We start from the raw sequence: 15,729 nt of genomic DNA on the forward strand, positions 1-15,729 counted from the left end.
CCTGGGACTCCTATAGATGGACGCAGGGGCGCGGGGCTACAAGATGGATCAGGAACCGCCCGCATCGCCCAGGTTGATCTGGCCAAAGTTCGACAGGATCGACCGGAAGAACCCAAGATCACGCACCGAGCTTTCGGTGACGCGGCGCGACAGCTGCACGAATTGGCCGTCCTCCAGGCCGAACCGCTCGATATTCGTCACCCGGCCCGCCGTGCTGAACGAGATCGCGACGATGTCACGCTCGATCACTTCCGGAGCGTTGTAGGTGAAATTGCGCACACGGTACTGGGTGTAGAACCACGCCTCGTCCCGCATCACGCCGCCGGTGCCCGGCGCGCCGGCAATCTCGGCCACTTGTTCGCGCGAGGACCCGATGCCGATTTCCGACAGCAATTCGGGCGGTGGCACATAGCCGTGGTTGGTGTAGGTCGCCGCGCAGGCGGTCAAACCGACCGCGAGGGTCAAGCCAAGTCCAACACGCCCCAAGGCGTGGCGGATCACGGAGAAGAAAGACTGACGCATCACGAATGGTCCTGCCTGAACATGCTCTGGTGGCCCCGTTTGAGGCTCTCTTTTTGCCCAGAAAGCCCATGGCGATCCAAGCGGCAGCACCGTACACGACTTGCGAACGCACACGAAGCTGAATATCGGCTTAACGCAGGGGCGCGCTTGGGGCAAGCAAAGCGCCCTCACGATCTGTCATGGTGCCCCAGATTTATGCCCGTGTTACCGAAGGTGGAGGCCCGATGACCCCTCATGTTTTTCCCCTGGCGCGTTTGGGCCGTGCCAAAGACACCGAGTTCGTCCTGGAACCGGATGCCGAGGCGCGCAAGACCATTGCCGACGCGCTGGCGCTGCGCGGGCTGAAGAAACTGCGCTTCACCGGGCGTCTGAGCGCGGTCGGCAAATACGACTGGCAGTTGGACGCGCGCCTGGGTGCGACGGCGGTGCAGGAATGTGTGGTGACCCTGGAGCCGGTGACGACACGCGTCGACGTCGATGTCGCGCGCAGTTACCTGGCCGACATGCCCGAGCCCACGGTCGAGGATTTCGAGATCCCCGAAGATGACACGATGGAGCCCCTGCCCCAGGCGCTTGACCTGATGGACGTCGTGACCGAGGCCCTTGCCCTGGCCCTGCCCGATTACCCCCGCGCCGAGGGGGTCGAGTTGGGAGAGGCCGTGTTCGCCGCCCCCGGCGTGAAACCGATGACCGATGAAGATGCCAAGCCGCTTGCCGGGCTTGGGGCGTTGCGCGATAAGTTGAGCGGCGGTCAGAATGACCCTGAAAATGACGCCTAAAGCCCGCTCACCCATTGCCCCCGAGGGCCGCAGGGAATAGGGCTTGCATGGCTGCGGAATCGGAGTATGTTCCCGGCCTCATTCGCACCCCGGTATTGATGTCGCCTGGGCCTTGCCGCGAAACGCCGCGCAAGACTGAAAAGGCACTGGATGCAGGGCAATGTGAGACGATTTTTGATACGTGACGCAACGCCCAATCCGGGCCGCGCGGACATAACCCGAGGTTGAGACATGGCTGTCCCCAAGAGTAAAATTACGCGGTCCCGCCGTGGTCAACGCCGCTCGCACGATGCGCTGGTTGCGGCAAACCCCAACGAGTGCCCGTCCTGCGGCGAGCTGAAGCGCCCGCACCACGTTTGCCCCTCGTGCGGCTACTACAACGAGCGTGAAGTGATCGCACAGGCCGACGAAGTCGATCTCGACGAAGACGCGGCATAACGGCCGCCTGACCTAAGGCGGGCCGGAATACATGAGCGACGGAGCAGCGTTGACGGAAGATGCGGTGGGTGACACCGTCTTGTCCATCGACGCGATGGGGGGCGATCTGGGCCCGACATCCGTTGTGTCCGGCCTGTCCAAAGCCGCCGCCAAGAACCCGAACCTGCGGTTTATCGTGCATGGCAACAAGGCCGAGCTTGAGCCGTTGATTGCCAAAAAGCGCGGCCTGCCCGAGATTTGCGAGATCCGCCACGCCACCGGTGTGGTGACGATGGACGCCAAGCCGTCCCACGTCATGCGCAATGGCAAAGATACCTCCATGTGGTCGACGATCGAGGCGGTGCGCGCGGGCGAGGCCTCGGTCGCCGTGTCCTGCGGCAACACCGGCGCGCTGATGGCGATTTCGATGATCCGCCTGCGCAAGCTGGAGGGCGTGAACCGCCCGGCGATTGCCTGCCTGTGGCCGTCGCGCAACCCCTCGGGCTTCAATGTGATGCTGGATGTGGGCGCGGATATCCGTGCCGATGCCGAGGATTTGCTGCAATATGCGCTGATGGGTGCCAGTTATGCGCGCAACGGGTTGGACCTGCCGCGCCCGCGCATCGGCCTGCTGAACGTAGGCACCGAAGAGCATAAGGGCAAGGCGGAGCTGAAGGTCGCGTCCGAGTTGATCGCCCGCGCCGCCCCTGCCGCTGATTTTGAATTCGTGGGCTTCGTGGAGGGCGGCGACCTGCCGTCGGACCGCGTCGACGTCATCGTGACCGACGGGTTCACCGGCAATGTCGCGTTGAAAACCGGCGAAGGCACCGCGCGGCTGATCCGCGAGTTGTTGAGCGAGGCGTTCAAGAAAACCCCGTTTTCGCGTATCGCGGCGCTGTTGGCCTATACCTCCTTGCGCCGCCTGATCAAACGCATCGACCCGCGCCGGGTGAACGGCGGCGTGTTTCTGGGCCTGAACGGCACGGTGGTGAAATCCCACGGCTCGGCGGATTCCACGGGGGTCGCGGCGGCGATCAAACTGGCCGCGCAGCTGTCGGCTACGGGCTTCCACAAGCGCCTGGCCGCGCGGATCGCGCAATCCGAGGCGGCGGCAAGCCTTGCCATACAAAAAGAGGGATCCTCTGAATGACAATCCGAGCGGTTCCCGTCGGCATCGGCCACTACCTGCCCAAGCGCGTTGTCCCCAACGCCGAGTTTGAGGCGATGGAGGGCCTGGAGACCTCGGACGAATGGATCCGCGCCCGCTCGGGCATTGAGCGGCGCCACTTCGCCGCCGAGGGCGAGACGACGAGCCAGATGGCGGTTGATGCTGCGAATAACGCGCTAGCCCATGCCGGGCTGGAAGCGTCGGACATCGACGCGGTGATCGTCGCGACATCGACGCCCGATCTGACGTTTCCTTCGGTCGCCACGATGGTTCAGGCGGGCCTCGGCATGCTGGGGGGATTCGCCTTTGACGTGCAAGCGGTCTGCGCGGGATTCGTTTATGCGCTATCCAATGCCAACGCGCTGATCGTGTCGGGCCAGGCGGCCCGCGTGCTGGTGATCGGGGCCGAAACCTTCAGCCGGATCATGGATTGGACGGACCGGACGACCTGCGTCTTGTTCGGCGACGGCGCGGGCGCGCTGATCCTGGAGGCGCGCGAAGGGGCCGGCACCAGCGCGGATCACGGCATCCTGTCCACTGACCTGCATTCCGACGGCACCCACCGCGATCTGCTTTATGTGGACGGCGGCGTGTCGAGCACCGGGACAACCGGCGTGCTGAAGATGCAGGGCAAGGAGGTCTTCCGCCATGCCGTTGAAAAACTTACCAAAACCGCCGATACGGCGTTGGCGAAAGCGGGCGTCGGCGTGGCGGATGTGGATTGGGTCGTGCCCCATCAGGCCAACATTCGCATCATCACCGGCACGGTGAAAAAGTTCGGCCTGCCGATGGATAAGGTGATCGTCACGGTCCAGGATCACGGCAACACCTCTGCCGCCTCGATCCCGCTGGCAATGTCCGTGGGCGTGGGCGACGGGCGCATCAAGTCCGGCGATCTGCTGGTGACCGAGGCCATCGGCGGCGGCCTTGCCTGGGGTGCGGTGGTGATGCGCTGGTAGGCGTTCAAGTGCCAGTCAAACGTCGCCACGCAACGCACTGGATTGACTAAAGAAACCGCATAATTCATCCTGACCCATAAATATGGGGGACGAAATATATGTCGGCTAAGACTTTGACGCGTATGGACCTGAGCGAAGCGGTGTTCCGCGAAGTGGGCCTGTCGCGGAATGAGAGCTCGCAATTGGTGGAGCGGGTGTTGGAAATGATGTCGGACGCGCTCGTGGACGGCGAGCAGGTGAAGATTTCGTCCTTCGGGACGTTTTCGGTCCGCTCCAAGACAGCGCGCGTGGGCCGCAACCCCAAGACCGGCGAAGAAGTGCCGATCAGCCCGCGCCGCGTGCTGACGTTCCGGCCTTCGCACCTGATGAAAGATCGTGTTGCCGCAGGCAACCGCAGCTAAGGCCGTGCGGCGGTCAACCGCAGCTAAGGCGACGCAGAAAACGACATGAGCCGCCCCGCAAGAGGGCGGCCATGACCAGGTTGGGGCCTGAAATAATCGGTGCATGTGGCCTCACGCAGCGCGACGCGCGGCAGGCCCGAAAGCACCTGAGCAGAGGACATGACCCATGCCCAAATCCGCGCAAGCCTTTCGCACGATCCGTGAGGTCGCTGACTGGCTGGATGTGGCCGCGCATGTCCTGCGGTTCTGGGAATCGAAATTCAACCAGATCAAGCCCGTCAAACGCGCTGGCGGGCGGCGGTACTACCGCCCCGCCGACATGAAATTGGTGGGCGGTATCAAGGTGTTGCTCCATGATCGAGGCCTGACGATCCGGGGCGTGCAGAAGATGATCGCAGACGAAGGGGTGGAGGCCGTGACGTCGCTTTCTCCGCCCATTGACGAGTTGATCGGCGGCGGTGATGTGGTCGAGATGGAGGCCACGGACGCCTGGGCCGAGGATGCCGCCGCCGAGACCCGGGAGCCGGAGGAACCGGCGGAGGTTGAGGCCGAAACAGCGGAGCCCGCAGACCCCACGCCCCCTGAAGTGGAAGAGACAGCACCCCCAGAACCCGCGATGGAAACGCTCCCGGAACCAGAACCTGACCCCACCCCGAAGGAGATCCCGCCTACCGAAGCGCCGGAGCCAGAACCAGAGCCCGAAGTCGCCGCATCAGAGCCTATCGCAGCACTTACCCAAGCACCGGCCCCCGCGCCAACACCGCCCCTGCCCTCCGCCGATCCCGCCGAAGGCGCCCTCGGCGCGCTGGCGGCCTTGGCGCAGCTTCCCGCCCCCCAACGCGCCGCGCTGGGGCCACAGATTGCAGCGCTCAAACAACTTCGCGACCGCATGGGCGCGCCCGCAAAGATCGAATGAGCGCAAAGCGAACAGCCCCTTGCGCAGGCCTCAGAAATCCTTAGAAGGGCCGTCAGTCGGGCTATGGCGCAGCCTGGTAGCGCGTCCGTCTGGGGGACGGAAGGTCGCAGGTTCGAGTCCTGCTAGCCCGACCATTTCTTCGCTCTACCACCTAGCCACCTCTTGGAATTGTTGAACCGGCGCGGCCCGTGTATCAGCGGTAGCACGATGAATGATTCCCTGCCCCCCACCGCCGCACAAGGCGTCCTGCCCGATCACGCGATCTCTGCGATGATCGAGAGCGGCGCGATCACCGCGACGCCTGCCGTGCCCGAGGGCCAGATCCAACCCGCCAGCCTTGATCTGCGCTTGGGCACCCGCGCCTACCGCGTCCGCGCGTCGTTCCTGACAGGCGCAGGCCGCACCGTGGCCGAGCGTCTGCCCGAATTCACCATGCACGAGATGGATCTTTCGCCGGGCGCGGTGCTGGAAAAAGGCTGCGTCTACGTGGTGCCTCTGATGGAGGGCCTGGCGCTCCCCTCTGATATCACCGCCGTGTGCAACGCCAAATCCTCCACCGGTCGCGTCGATTGCCTGACCCGCGTAATCGCCGACGGCGGCGCGGAGTTTGACCGGATCCCGGCGGGCTACCAAGGCCCCCTCTACGCCGAAATCTGCCCCCGCTCGTTCTCGGTCAAGATCGAGCCGGGCCTGCGCCTGAATCAGATCCGCTTTCGGCGCGGGCAGGCCGTCCTAAGCGACGACGCCCTCAAAGCCCGCCACGCCGCCACCCCCCTCGTCGACCAAAAACCGCTTATCGACGACGGCCTGGGCTTCTCCGTCGACCTATCCCCCAAGGGCACCACGCTGGTCGGCTACCGCGCCAAGCCGCATACCGGCGTCATCGACCTCACCCAGATCGGCGCCCATAAGACGTCCGACTTCTGGGAACAGATCCACAGCGACAACGGCCAGATCATCCTCGACCCCGGCGCCTTCTACATCCTTGTCAGCCGCGAAGCCGTCACGATCCCGCCGGATTGCGCCGCCGAAATGGCCCCCTACCTGGCCATGGTCGGCGAGTTCCGCGTCCATTACGCGGGCTTCTTCGACCCGGGCTTCGGCCACGGCGTGCCCGCCCGCGGCGTCCTCGAAGTCCGCTGCCACGAGGCACCTTTCGTACTGGAACACGGCCAAACCGTAGGCCGCCTGGTCTATGAGACGATGGCCGAAGCCCCCTCCCAACTCTACGGCGCCGACATCGCGTCCAACTACCAGGGCCAGGGCCTGAAACTCTCCAAACACTTCCGCGACTGACCCCCAACTTCCCCGTTCTATAAATATCCTGGGGGGATGTGCCGCCAAAGCGGCGCCGGGGGGCAACGCCCCCCCCTTTTCTTAAACAAAAGGAATGCGGCGCAGCCGCGCCGTTACGTCAGATCACCAAGACCCGCCCGCTGTGCGGCGGTCAAATCCTGCACCCGGACGATGTAATTGTGGATCGAGAACACCACCGCCCGCGTGTTCTCCAGCCGCAACAACACCTGCTTTTCTGATCGCAGATACTGGCCGCCCCCGTGGTCATCCCTCGGGTCATCCTCGGTCCGGGGGTGAAACAGCGCCGGGTCCACGTAAAGCATCGCGTTTTGCCGCCAGAGCGGCGTATCGGGGCGCAGGTTGTCGAACAGGCGCTGCACGCGCCGCGCCATGTCGCCGTCGTAGCGCGCCACCGGCGTGTGGATCGCGCCAAGTGGCCGCCCGATCTTCTCGGCCAGGGTCCAGGAGGCCGGGAAGCACAACACGGCGGCCGTCAACACATGCTCCGCCGCGCCGTCTGGCTTCTCCATCACGCAGAGATCCTGCTGCACCAGCCGCGCCAACGTCCCCAGTTTGTCCCCCTCATCCAGCGGCACCCGCACGCCGTCCGGGCGCGTAGAGGCCGCCGCCTCAAACCGGTATCCCCCCTGCTCCGCCACAGCACGCAGCACCGCGTCGTATAACTCCGCCACCGCCGCCTCCGCCCCCGGGCAAGCGGCAATCACATCGCCCCGCCGCGTCGCCACCAACCGGTCGCGCAGCGCCATTTGCCCTGCGAACGCCTCATCGCGCGCCAGCCACTCCGCCCTAGACCCAAGCGGCTGCACCCCCGGCAATCGCCGTGTCGCCTCGGCCATCCACGGGGCCGTGGGCAGGTGATCTTGTAGAACATAGCGTCCAAAATCGTCCATTTCCGACCCTTTCACGCCGCGATCTGACAGGCGAAGGCGATTTGGGCGCGCAACGCTCTGCTTAAGGGAGAGTGACCATGAACCAAGCCTATCGCCGCGATGTCCGCAAGATCGACCCTACGAAAGGCGTCATGCTGCCCGACGGTACGCTGAACGACAATGACCGGATCGAGATTGGGCCGACGGCGCTGGCCTACGCGGAGTGGGAGGCGGCGGGCCTGACCCTGCCCAACCTGCAGAACATGCGCGCGTATCGCCTGTCGCGGCTGGTGGCGCAATTGCACGAACGCGACCTCGCGGGCGTGTTGATGACCGACCCGCTCAACATCCGCTACGCCACCGACGCCACCAACATGCAGCTGTGGAACACCCACAACCCGTTCCGCGCCTGCCTCGTCTGCGCCGACGGCCACATGGTGCTCTGGGAATACAAGAACGCGCCGTTCCTGGCCGATCACAATCCGCTGGTGCGCGAGGTCCGCTCCGGCGCGTCGATGTTCTACTTCTCCACCGGGGACCGCGGCGAGGAAGTGGCCGAGACCTTCTCGGGCGAAGTGGCCGAGTTGCTGCGCGACCACGCGGGCGACAACACGCGCCTTGCGGTCGACAAGATCATGCTCCACGGCGCCCGCGCGTTGGAGGCGCGGGGGCTGGAAGTGAGCGACGGGGAACTCGTCACCGAGCACGCGCGCAAGATCAAATGCGCCGACGAGATCCTCGCCATGCGCTGCGCCGTGGATGCCTGCCAGAAGTCGTTGAAGGCGATGGAAGACGCCATCGCGCCGGGCAAATCCGAGGATGAGGTCTGGGCCGTGCTCCATGCGGAAAACATCAAACGCGGCGGCGAATGGATCGAGACGCGGCTGTTTTCCAGCGGCCCGCGCACCAACCCCTGGTTCCAGGAATGCGGGCCCCGCACGCTTCTACCCAATGAGATTTCAGCTTTGGACACCGATCTGATCGGCTGCTACGGGCTCTGCGTCGATATTTCCCGCACCTGGTGGACCGGCCCAGACAAACCCCGCCCCGACATGATCGAGGCGATGCAGCACGCCCACGAGCATATCATGGTGAATATGGAACGCCTGAAACCGGGCCGTTCGATCAATGATCTCGTCCACAACGGCCACAAGCTGGCCGATAAATACTGGGCCCGGAAATACTCCTGCCAGATGCACGGCGTGGGACTCTGCGATGAATGGCCCCACGTGGGCTACCCCGACCACCACCACGACAGTGCGTTCGATTATGAGCTGGAGCCCGGCATGATGCTCTGCGTGGAGGCTTTGGTCGGCGAGGAAGGCGGCGACTTCTGCATCAAGCTTGAAGATCAGGTCATGATCACCGAGGACGGGTACGAGAACTTGACGACCTACCCGTTTGATGCGGCGCTGATGGGCGAGACCTAGGGCGCGATCTCGAACAATCCCACGACCCCCATGTGATCCGACCCGAGGCGCGGACGGACAGAGTGTAGCCCGCCTTGTCCCGGCAGCAGCACATGGTCGATGGGCGGTGCGAACCAGCCGTCGAAGAGCCGGATCGTGCCGCTGATCGGACGGGCCACACGCGATCCGCTGGCCCTCTCGAACGCACGCATCACCCAGGTGCCGGGCACCATGTTGAAGTCTCCGCCAATCAGCACCGGGCCATCGAGCCCTGCGATCAGGGGTGTCAACTCTTCCACCTGGGGGCGTTGGTCGAAGGGATAGGGCCAGTGCAGGTGGACCGAGATCACCCAGAGCGGGCCTTGCGGGGTGATCACCTGGAAGCCCGCCATGCCCCGCCCCTCGATACAGAAGGCACTGCCCTCGACCACGTCAAACCGCGAAAGCACCGCAACGCCGCCGACGGAGGCGAAGGGGCAATAATGCCGGGCGTAGTCCTGTGGCAGCGCGTGGAGAACCTGCGCTCGGTTGTTCTCGTTCAGCTCTTGCAGGGTGATGTGATCAGGACCGATCTCGGCAATGTCGGCCAGGATCGCTTCGGCATCCGGCAGCGCGAAAAGCAGGTTCTTTTGATAAATCGTCTGGGGCTGGATAAATCCGCTGGCCTGCACCGCGCCAAACGACAGGGGCATCGTCGTGGCCAGTGCGGCGGCAGCACTCGCGGACACCAATAGGCCCACCCCGCGCGGGCTCTGCAGCACCATCAGCAGCGCGAAGGGTAGAAGCAGCCCGGCGATCCAGATGCGAAAGACGGCGAGGGAATCGCCCAAAGGGTGTAAGGCGCCCAGGTAACTCGCCAATAGCGTCATAGCGCCCAAAGCTACGCATAGGCGCACCAAACCTCTGAAAAAGCGCACGCTAACCCCTTCATTCGTTCACACATCCAGCACATGGGTGCACGGGGGCGTGAGGACAATGACACATGGGTTGCGGCAAGCGGGCCTCCGCCCACATGGTCGCTGCAACAAAGGGACAAAGACCATGCCAACCGAACGTTTCACCTTTCCCGGCCATGCCGGAGACCTTCTGGCCGCGCGCCTGGACCTGCCCGACGGGCCGCATTTGGCGACCGCGCTGCTGGCCCATTGCTTCACCTGCGGTAAGGATATCGCCGCCTCGCGCCGGATTGCGGCGCGGCTCAACGCCCATGGCATTGCGGTGCTGCGGTTCGACTTCACCGGGTTGGGGCATTCGGGCGGCGAGTTCGAGAATACGTCGTTCACCTCCAACGTGGCCGATCTGGTGGCGGCCGCCGATACGCTGGATGAACGCGGCATGGCGCCGTCGCTGATCATCGGGCATTCGCTTGGCGGCGCGGCGGTGCTGCGGGCTTCGGCGCAAATCCCGTCGACCAAGGCGGTGGTCACCATCGGCGCGCCGTTTGATCCCGAGCATGTCGTGCACAATTTCGGCGACGCGCTGGATACCATCGCCCGCGACGGCGTGGGGGAAGTGCAGCTTGGCGGGCGGCCCGTGCGCATTGGCAAAGGGTTTGTGGAAGACGTGAAGGCCGAGAAACTCGCCTCGGATATCGCCGGGCTTGGCAAGGCTTTGCTGGTCCTCCACGCCCCGCTCGACAACATCGTAGGCGTTGAAAACGCGACACAAATCTTCGTTGCGGCCAAGCACCCCAAAAGCTTTGTCACCCTCGATGACGCGGATCATCTGGTCACGCGCCCGGCCGATGCGGATTATGCGGCGGACGTGATCGCGTCGTGGGCGGGCAAGTACCTGGACCTCAAGCACCCGGCCCCGCCCATCGGCGCGCCAGAAGGCGTCACCCGCACGTCCGAGGCTGATCCGGGCGGCTTCCTGCAGGACATCCACGCGGGTCCCAAGCACCATGTCCGCGCCGATGAGCCGGAAAGTTATGGCGGCACGGACCGGGGGCTGACGCCTTATCAGTTCCTGGCCGCGGGCCTTGGGGCCTGCACGTCGATGACGATCCGCATGTATGCGCGGCGCAAGAAATGGCCGCTGGAGCATGTGGCGGTCGACGTGACTCACAACCGGGTCCACGCCCAGGACGCGGGCGTCGAGATCGGGCCGCTGGACCAATTCACCCGGGCGATCACGCTGACCGGCGCGCTGGACGACACCCAACGGGCGCGTCTGTTGGAGATTGCCGACAAATGCCCCGTTCACCGATCCTTGGAGGCCGGGGCCACCATCAAGACGGAACTGAAGCCAACGGCAGCAATGGCGTTGACTTGATTTCCTCCATGCTCAGAAGCGCGGTGACATTGTAGATCCGCACTTCTGAGATCAGGGCCTGGTAGAATTCATCATAGGCCCGCGCGTTGGCGACGCGCACTTTTAAGATGTAATCGATGTCGCCCGCCAGGCGGTGCGCCTCCATCACTTCGGCGCGTTCCTTAAGCGTCTTAAGGAATTTGTTCTGCCATTCCGCCTCATGCTCGGAGGTGCGGATAAGAACGAAAAAACAAGCCTCTAGCCCCAAAGCTTCCGCATCCAGCAGCACGGTCTGTTGGCCGATGATGCCGGCCTCGCGCATCTTGCGAATCCGCGACCACACTGGCGTCTTGGACGACCCCACATGTTTGGCAATTTCCTCCAGGGACCGGCTCGCATCCTCTTGCAGGGCGATGAGGATTTTCCGGTCAAGGGCGTCGATCTGGACAGACATTCGGGCGACCTTTGGTTTTACGGACAGGGGTTCTGACGTCTCCCCGATACAGAACATACGTCCCTTTCAGCAAGCAGGATCTGCCGTTTGGCAGGAAAATATTCTATGTTGTTAGAGTATTCAGCCAGTGAGGTTCTACCCCATGCGCCATTTTCCAATCTTCCTCGACCTGCGCGGTCGTCGTGTTGTGCTGGCAGGCGGCGGCGATGCCGCGCTGGCCAAACTGCGCCTGATCCTGAAATCCGAGGCCCGCGTGACCGTCTTCGCGGAAGACCCCGCGCCGGAGATTGTGGCCTGGGACGCCGACGGCAAGCTGCGCCTGGTAAAGCGCGCGTTTGGGCCGGGTGACGCGCTTTGCGCCTCATTGGCCTATGCGGCAAGCGAGGACGACGCGGAAGATGCGCGCGTTGCCGCGCTGGCCCGTGCCGATGGCGCCTTGGTTAACGTCGTGGACAATCTGGAAGGCTCTGCCTTCATCACCCCCGCAATCGTCGACCGCGATCCGGTCACTGTTGCTATCGGCACCGAAGGTGCTGCCCCGGTTCTGGCGCGCAAGATCAAGGCTGATCTGGAGGCGCAACTGCCCGCGTCCCTCGGCCTTCTGGCGCGCATCGGCCAAGGTTTCCGCGCGGCGGCCAACGCGCTGCCCATGGGGCGCAAGCGGCGCGCTTTTTGGTCAGACTACTACTTTAACAAAGGCCCCGAAGCCCTTGCGAAGGAGGGGAAAACCGGCGTTGAGCTGGCGCTTGGCGATCTGCTGGTGGATCATCTGCACGGCGACGCAACGCCCGGGCGGGTGGACCTTGTGGGCGCGGGCCCCGGTGACCCGGATCTTCTGACGCTCAAGGCGCGCAGGCTGCTCGACCAGGCCGATGTAGTGATTTACGACCGCCTCGTCTCGCCCGAGATCCTGGAGCTTGCTCGCCGCGAGGCCACAATGGTTAACGTCGGTAAGAAAGGTTTCGGCCCCTCGACCAAACAGGAAGACATCGCCGCTGCGATGATCGAACACGCTAGCCAGGGCGCCCATGTAGTGCGGCTGAAATCCGGCGACCCCGGCGTCTACGGGCGCCTGGACGAAGAGATCGACGCGCTGGATGCGGCGGGCATTGACTGGGCGATCGTGCCGGGCATCACGGCGGCCAATGCCGCCAGCGCCCAGATCGGCCAAAGCCTCACCAAACGCGGGCGCAACGGCGCGATGCGGTTCCTCACTGGCCACGACGTGAAGGGCTTCGCGGAGCAGGATTGGCGCACGCTTAGCAAGCCCGGCCAGGTCGCCGCGATCTACATGGGTGCCAAGGGCGCGCGTTTTCTGCAAGGGCGCCTGATGATGCATGGTGCGGCCGCTGACACGCCGGTGACAGCGGTGGAAAACGCCTCCCGCACCGATGCGCAAGTCATCGCCTCGACCCTCGCCACCCTGCCCCAGGATCTGCAAGACGCCGCGCCCGAGGGGCCCGTGATCCTGATGCTGGGGCTCGCGCCCCGCGACGCCAGCTTTGCGCGCCTCAAGCGTGACGCCAGCCTTGCGCACCCACGGAGCGACACCGCTCAACTCCCTTCCCTGCAAGAGGAATTTGCCTAATGGCCCGGTCCTTCACCCCGAAAGTCGTCACCGCAAACGCGCTTCTGGAAGGCGATGTGGTCTACCTCACCAAGCAAGGCCATTGGACCCGCGAGCACGCGGAGGCCGACCTGATCGAGGACGCCGCAACCGCCGAAATCCGTCTGCTGGAGGCCCAAGCGCTCGCCCATGAGGTCGTCGGGCCGTACCTGGCCGATGCCACAAAAGGCACGAACGGCCCCGAACCCGTCCACTTCCGCGAAGCGTTCCGCACGCGCGGCCCATCGAACTACGCCCACGGCAAGCAGGAGGCCTAACCCATGTACGCCTACACCGATTTCGACCGTGATTTTCTGGCAGAGCGCAACGCACAGTTCCGCGCCCAGGTGGAACGCCGCATCGATGGCTCGCTGACCGAGGATGAGTTCAAGCCCCTGCGCCTGATGAACGGCCTCTACCTGCAACTCCACGCCTATATGCTGCGCGTGGCGATCCCCTATGGTACTCTGAACGCTGCACAAATGCGGCAGTTGGCCATGATCGCGGACCGGTGGGACAAGGGCTATGGCCACTTCACCACGCGCCAGAACATTCAGTATAACTGGCCCGCCCTGCGCGATGTGCCGGACATGCTGGACGCTTTGGGAGAGGTCGGGATGCACGCCATCCAGACCTCGGGCAACACGATCCGCAACGTCACCGCCGACCACTTCGCCGGTGCCGCCGCCGAGGAAATCGCAGACCCCCGCCCGGTGGCCGAGTTGATCCGCCAATGGTCCACCGACCACCCGGAATTCCAGTTCCTGCCGCGCAAATTCAAGGTCGCGGTGACGGGCAGCGCGCTCGACCGCGCGGTCACGGCGGCTCACGACATCGGCCTGCGGCTGGTGGAACGCGATGGCGAGATCGGCGCGACCGTTCTGGTCGGCGGCGGGCTCGGCCGCACACCGATGATCGGCAAGGTCCTGGCGGACTTCGTGGCGTTCGACGATCTGCTGCCCTACCTGGAGGCCGTCGTCGCGGTCTATAACCTGTTGGGACGGCGCGATAATAAGTACAAGGCGCGGATCAAGATCACGGTCCATGAGAACGGCATTGATGAGATCCGGCGCTTGGTGAACGACGAATTCGGCCCCCGCAAAGCCGCCTTCAACGGCGCGGATATGGCGCTTTTGGACAAGATCAAAGCGGATTTCGCGGCGCCTGATTTCGTATCAGGTGCCGGTGATTTCGACGCGCAATATGCCGACGATCCCCTGTTCCGCAGCTTCGTGGACACCAACGCCGTGGCCCACAAGCACCCCGATTACACCATTCTGACCGTTTCGCTGAAAGCCCACGGGGCCACCCCCGGCGACGCGACGAGCGACCAGATGCGGGTGTTGGCTGACCTGGCCGAGACCTACGCCCATGACGAGCTGCGCATCAGCCATGAGCAGAACGTGATCCTGCCGCATCTGCCCAAACGGCATCTGCGCACTGTCTTCGACGCCTTGAGCGAGGCGGGTCTTGGCACCGCGAACATCGGCCTCGCCTCTGACATCATTGCCTGCCCTGGCATGGATTACTGCGCGCTGGCAACGGCCCGCTCCATCCCCGTGGCACAGGAAATTGCCACGCGATTCGAAGAGCTTAAGCTGGAACACGAAGTGGGCCCGCTGAAGATCAAGATCTCGGGCTGCATCAACGCCTGTGGGCATCACCATGTCGGGCACATCGGGATCCTGGGCCTCGACCGAGCGGGGGTGGAGAACTATCAGATCACTCTTGGCGGCGACGGCGGGCCTGACGCGGTCATCGGCGAACGCGCCGGACCGGGCTTCGCCTATGACGAGGTGGTGGATGCGATCGAGCGGCTCGTCCGGGCGTATCTAGCCGTGCGCGAAAGCGCCGACGAGACGTTCCTGGATACGTACAAGCGCCTGGGTGCCGCGCCCTTCAAGGCGGCCCTTTATCCGGAGGCCCGCGCCAATGCCGCTTAAGGAACTCGCCGAACGCCGGGTGCTTTTGCACCGCAAAAGCGACGCGAAAACCGTCCTGGCCCACGCCCTGGACGACCTGGCCATCGGCCCGCTCGCCATGGTCAGCTCCTTCGGGGCCGACAGCGTGGTCTTGTTGCACATGCTCAGCGAGATTGCGCCCGCAACGCCTGTGCTGTTTGTCGACAGCGAAATGCTGTTCGACGCGACGCTGACCTATCAGCGCGAGGTGGCGGCGCATTTGGGCCTGAGCGACGTGCGCGTCATCAAGCCCGCCCGCGAGGCCTTGCTGGAGCGGGACGTGGACGGCATCTTGCATCATTTTGATCCCGACGCCTGCTGCGCCCTGCGCAAGACCGAGCCGTTGGAACGCGCGCTGGAAGGCTTTGGCGGCTGGGTCACCGGGCGCAAACGCACCCACGGCGGCGCGCGCAAGTCTTTGCCGTTGTTCGAGAAAAGCGGACAGCGGATCAAGATCAACCCGCTGGCGGCTTGGACGCCTTCGATGGTGTCAGATTACATCACGCAACACGATTTGCCGCGCCACCCGATGGTGGCCCAGGGCTTCCCGTCGATCGGTTGCCAGCCCTGCACCACGCCGGCAAAAGCCGATGAAGAGCCCCGCGCCGGGCGCTGGCGGGGAATGGCGAAATCGGAATGCGGTATTCATTTCCAGGACGGCGTCGCCCATCGGCGCGCGTCCTGACAGCCCCTAGGAA

General features: G+C 64.4%; 17 protein-coding genes and 1 tRNA gene. 14 read left to right on the forward strand and 4 right to left on the reverse strand.

What is annotated here, in order from left to right; translation table 11 throughout:
* Positions 1-48: 48 nt before the first annotated feature.
* On the reverse strand, positions 49-522 hold the full coding sequence (locus tag AC6I9R_RS14685; protein WP_461426312.1) for an outer membrane protein assembly factor BamE: 474 nt from the start codon (positions 520-522) through the stop codon (positions 49-51).
* 224 nt (positions 523-746) lie between these two features.
* On the opposite strand from AC6I9R_RS14685, the gene AC6I9R_RS14690 reads away from it, so the two are divergent.
* From AC6I9R_RS14690 to AC6I9R_RS14725, 8 genes are all read left to right on the forward strand, one after another.
* Positions 747-1,301, forward strand: a complete 555-nt coding sequence (locus AC6I9R_RS14690) for a YceD family protein (protein ID WP_461426313.1) — start codon at positions 747-749, stop codon at positions 1,299-1,301.
* A gap of 231 nt (positions 1,302-1,532) precedes the next feature.
* Positions 1,533-1,739, forward strand: coding sequence for a 50S ribosomal protein L32 (gene rpmF / locus AC6I9R_RS14695; RefSeq protein ID WP_461426314.1), 207 nt, complete (start codon positions 1,533-1,535; stop codon positions 1,737-1,739).
* A 31-nt stretch (positions 1,740-1,770) separates the two neighbouring features.
* On the forward strand, positions 1,771-2,868 hold the full coding sequence (gene plsX / locus AC6I9R_RS14700) for a phosphate acyltransferase PlsX (RefSeq protein WP_461426315.1): 1,098 nt from the start codon (positions 1,771-1,773) through the stop codon (positions 2,866-2,868).
* Positions 2,865-3,845: a beta-ketoacyl-ACP synthase III gene (locus tag AC6I9R_RS14705; RefSeq protein WP_461426316.1), complete on the forward strand. Its 981-nt coding sequence runs from the start codon at positions 2,865-2,867 to the stop codon at positions 3,843-3,845. The genes plsX and AC6I9R_RS14705 overlap by 4 nt, the downstream gene beginning before the upstream one ends.
* Positions 3,846-3,943: 98 nt before the next feature.
* Complete coding sequence (gene ihfA, locus AC6I9R_RS14710) at positions 3,944-4,246, forward strand: integration host factor subunit alpha (protein WP_068353431.1); 303 nt, start codon at positions 3,944-3,946, stop codon at positions 4,244-4,246.
* Positions 4,247-4,412: 166 nt separating this feature from the next.
* On the forward strand, positions 4,413-5,162 hold the full coding sequence (locus tag AC6I9R_RS14715; protein WP_461426317.1) for a MerR family transcriptional regulator: 750 nt from the start codon (positions 4,413-4,415) through the stop codon (positions 5,160-5,162).
* Between the two features lie 57 nt (positions 5,163-5,219).
* A tRNA-Pro gene (locus AC6I9R_RS14720) sits at positions 5,220-5,296 on the forward strand.
* 73 nt (positions 5,297-5,369) lie between these two features.
* Positions 5,370-6,458: a 2'-deoxycytidine 5'-triphosphate deaminase gene (locus AC6I9R_RS14725; protein ID WP_461426318.1), complete on the forward strand. Its 1,089-nt coding sequence runs from the start codon at positions 5,370-5,372 to the stop codon at positions 6,456-6,458.
* 113 nt (positions 6,459-6,571) lie between these two features.
* On the opposite strand, the gene AC6I9R_RS14730 is transcribed toward AC6I9R_RS14725, so the two are convergent.
* Positions 6,572-7,369 (reverse strand): heme-dependent oxidative N-demethylase family protein, encoded by a 798-nt coding sequence (locus AC6I9R_RS14730; RefSeq protein ID WP_461426319.1) that lies wholly within the window; start codon positions 7,367-7,369, stop codon positions 6,572-6,574.
* 77 nt (positions 7,370-7,446) lie between these two features.
* Between AC6I9R_RS14730 and dddP the strand changes: the two genes are divergently transcribed.
* Positions 7,447-8,778, forward strand: a complete 1,332-nt coding sequence (gene dddP, locus AC6I9R_RS14735; protein WP_461426320.1) for a dimethylsulfonioproprionate lyase DddP — start codon at positions 7,447-7,449, stop codon at positions 8,776-8,778.
* Here dddP and AC6I9R_RS14740 read toward each other — a convergent pair.
* On the reverse strand, positions 8,775-9,626 hold the full coding sequence (locus tag AC6I9R_RS14740) for an endonuclease/exonuclease/phosphatase family protein (protein WP_461426321.1): 852 nt from the start codon (positions 9,624-9,626) through the stop codon (positions 8,775-8,777). The two genes, dddP and AC6I9R_RS14740, sit on opposite strands and share 4 nt — an antisense overlap.
* A 172-nt stretch (positions 9,627-9,798) precedes the next feature.
* On the opposite strand from AC6I9R_RS14740, the gene AC6I9R_RS14745 reads away from it, so the two are divergent.
* A complete protein-coding gene (locus tag AC6I9R_RS14745; RefSeq protein WP_461426322.1) occupies positions 9,799-11,031 on the forward strand; it encodes a bifunctional alpha/beta hydrolase/OsmC family protein in 1,233 nt (410 codons plus the stop codon).
* On the opposite strand, the gene AC6I9R_RS14750 is transcribed toward AC6I9R_RS14745, so the two are convergent.
* Entirely contained in the window at positions 10,988-11,464 is a 477-nt protein-coding gene (locus tag AC6I9R_RS14750; protein ID WP_461426323.1) for an Lrp/AsnC family transcriptional regulator, read from the reverse strand. The genes AC6I9R_RS14745 and AC6I9R_RS14750 overlap by 44 nt on opposite strands.
* Before the next feature lie 142 nt (positions 11,465-11,606).
* Between AC6I9R_RS14750 and cysG the strand changes: the two genes are divergently transcribed.
* From cysG to AC6I9R_RS14770, 4 genes are read left to right on the forward strand one after another with little or no spacing between them, the layout of a single operon-like run.
* A complete protein-coding gene (gene cysG, locus AC6I9R_RS14755; protein WP_461426324.1) occupies positions 11,607-13,052 on the forward strand; it encodes a siroheme synthase CysG in 1,446 nt (481 codons plus the stop codon).
* Entirely contained in the window at positions 13,052-13,348 is a 297-nt protein-coding gene (locus tag AC6I9R_RS14760; protein WP_461426325.1) for a DUF2849 domain-containing protein, read from the forward strand. Before cysG ends, AC6I9R_RS14760 begins: the two co-directional genes overlap by 1 nt.
* A 3-nt stretch (positions 13,349-13,351) precedes the next feature.
* A complete protein-coding gene (locus AC6I9R_RS14765) occupies positions 13,352-15,013 on the forward strand; it encodes a nitrite/sulfite reductase (RefSeq protein ID WP_461426326.1) in 1,662 nt (553 codons plus the stop codon).
* A complete protein-coding gene (locus AC6I9R_RS14770) occupies positions 15,003-15,716 on the forward strand; it encodes a phosphoadenylyl-sulfate reductase (RefSeq protein WP_461426327.1) in 714 nt (237 codons plus the stop codon). Before AC6I9R_RS14765 ends, AC6I9R_RS14770 begins: the two co-directional genes overlap by 11 nt.
* Positions 15,717-15,729: the final 13 nt, after the last annotated feature.

This window comes from Gymnodinialimonas sp. (assembly GCF_059726805.1).

Excerpts from the sequence above, each read along its gene's own strand:
- AC6I9R_RS14685 (WP_461426312.1), bottom strand. The coding sequence starts at position 522 with ATGCGTCAGTCTTTCTTCTCCGTGATCCGCCACGCCTTGGGGCGTGTT.
- AC6I9R_RS14690 (WP_461426313.1), top strand. The coding sequence starts at position 747 with ATGACCCCTCATGTTTTTCCCCTGGCGCGTTTGGGCCGTGCCAAAGAC.
- rpmF (WP_461426314.1), top strand. The coding sequence starts at position 1,533 with ATGGCTGTCCCCAAGAGTAAAATTACGCGGTCCCGCCGTGGTCAACGC.
- plsX (WP_461426315.1), top strand. The coding sequence starts at position 1,771 with ATGAGCGACGGAGCAGCGTTGACGGAAGATGCGGTGGGTGACACCGTC.
- AC6I9R_RS14705 (WP_461426316.1), top strand. The coding sequence starts at position 2,865 with ATGACAATCCGAGCGGTTCCCGTCGGCATCGGCCACTACCTGCCCAAG.
- ihfA (WP_068353431.1), top strand. The coding sequence starts at position 3,944 with ATGTCGGCTAAGACTTTGACGCGTATGGACCTGAGCGAAGCGGTGTTC.
- AC6I9R_RS14715 (WP_461426317.1), top strand. The coding sequence starts at position 4,413 with ATGCCCAAATCCGCGCAAGCCTTTCGCACGATCCGTGAGGTCGCTGAC.
- AC6I9R_RS14725 (WP_461426318.1), top strand. The coding sequence starts at position 5,370 with ATGAATGATTCCCTGCCCCCCACCGCCGCACAAGGCGTCCTGCCCGAT.
- AC6I9R_RS14730 (WP_461426319.1), bottom strand. The coding sequence starts at position 7,369 with ATGGACGATTTTGGACGCTATGTTCTACAAGATCACCTGCCCACGGCC.
- dddP (WP_461426320.1), top strand. The coding sequence starts at position 7,447 with ATGAACCAAGCCTATCGCCGCGATGTCCGCAAGATCGACCCTACGAAA.
- AC6I9R_RS14740 (WP_461426321.1), bottom strand. The coding sequence starts at position 9,626 with ATGACGCTATTGGCGAGTTACCTGGGCGCCTTACACCCTTTGGGCGAT.
- AC6I9R_RS14745 (WP_461426322.1), top strand. The coding sequence starts at position 9,799 with ATGCCAACCGAACGTTTCACCTTTCCCGGCCATGCCGGAGACCTTCTG.
- AC6I9R_RS14750 (WP_461426323.1), bottom strand. The coding sequence starts at position 11,464 with ATGTCTGTCCAGATCGACGCCCTTGACCGGAAAATCCTCATCGCCCTG.
- cysG (WP_461426324.1), top strand. The coding sequence starts at position 11,607 with ATGCGCCATTTTCCAATCTTCCTCGACCTGCGCGGTCGTCGTGTTGTG.
- AC6I9R_RS14760 (WP_461426325.1), top strand. The coding sequence starts at position 13,052 with ATGGCCCGGTCCTTCACCCCGAAAGTCGTCACCGCAAACGCGCTTCTG.
- AC6I9R_RS14765 (WP_461426326.1), top strand. The coding sequence starts at position 13,352 with ATGTACGCCTACACCGATTTCGACCGTGATTTTCTGGCAGAGCGCAAC.
- AC6I9R_RS14770 (WP_461426327.1), top strand. The coding sequence starts at position 15,003 with ATGCCGCTTAAGGAACTCGCCGAACGCCGGGTGCTTTTGCACCGCAAA.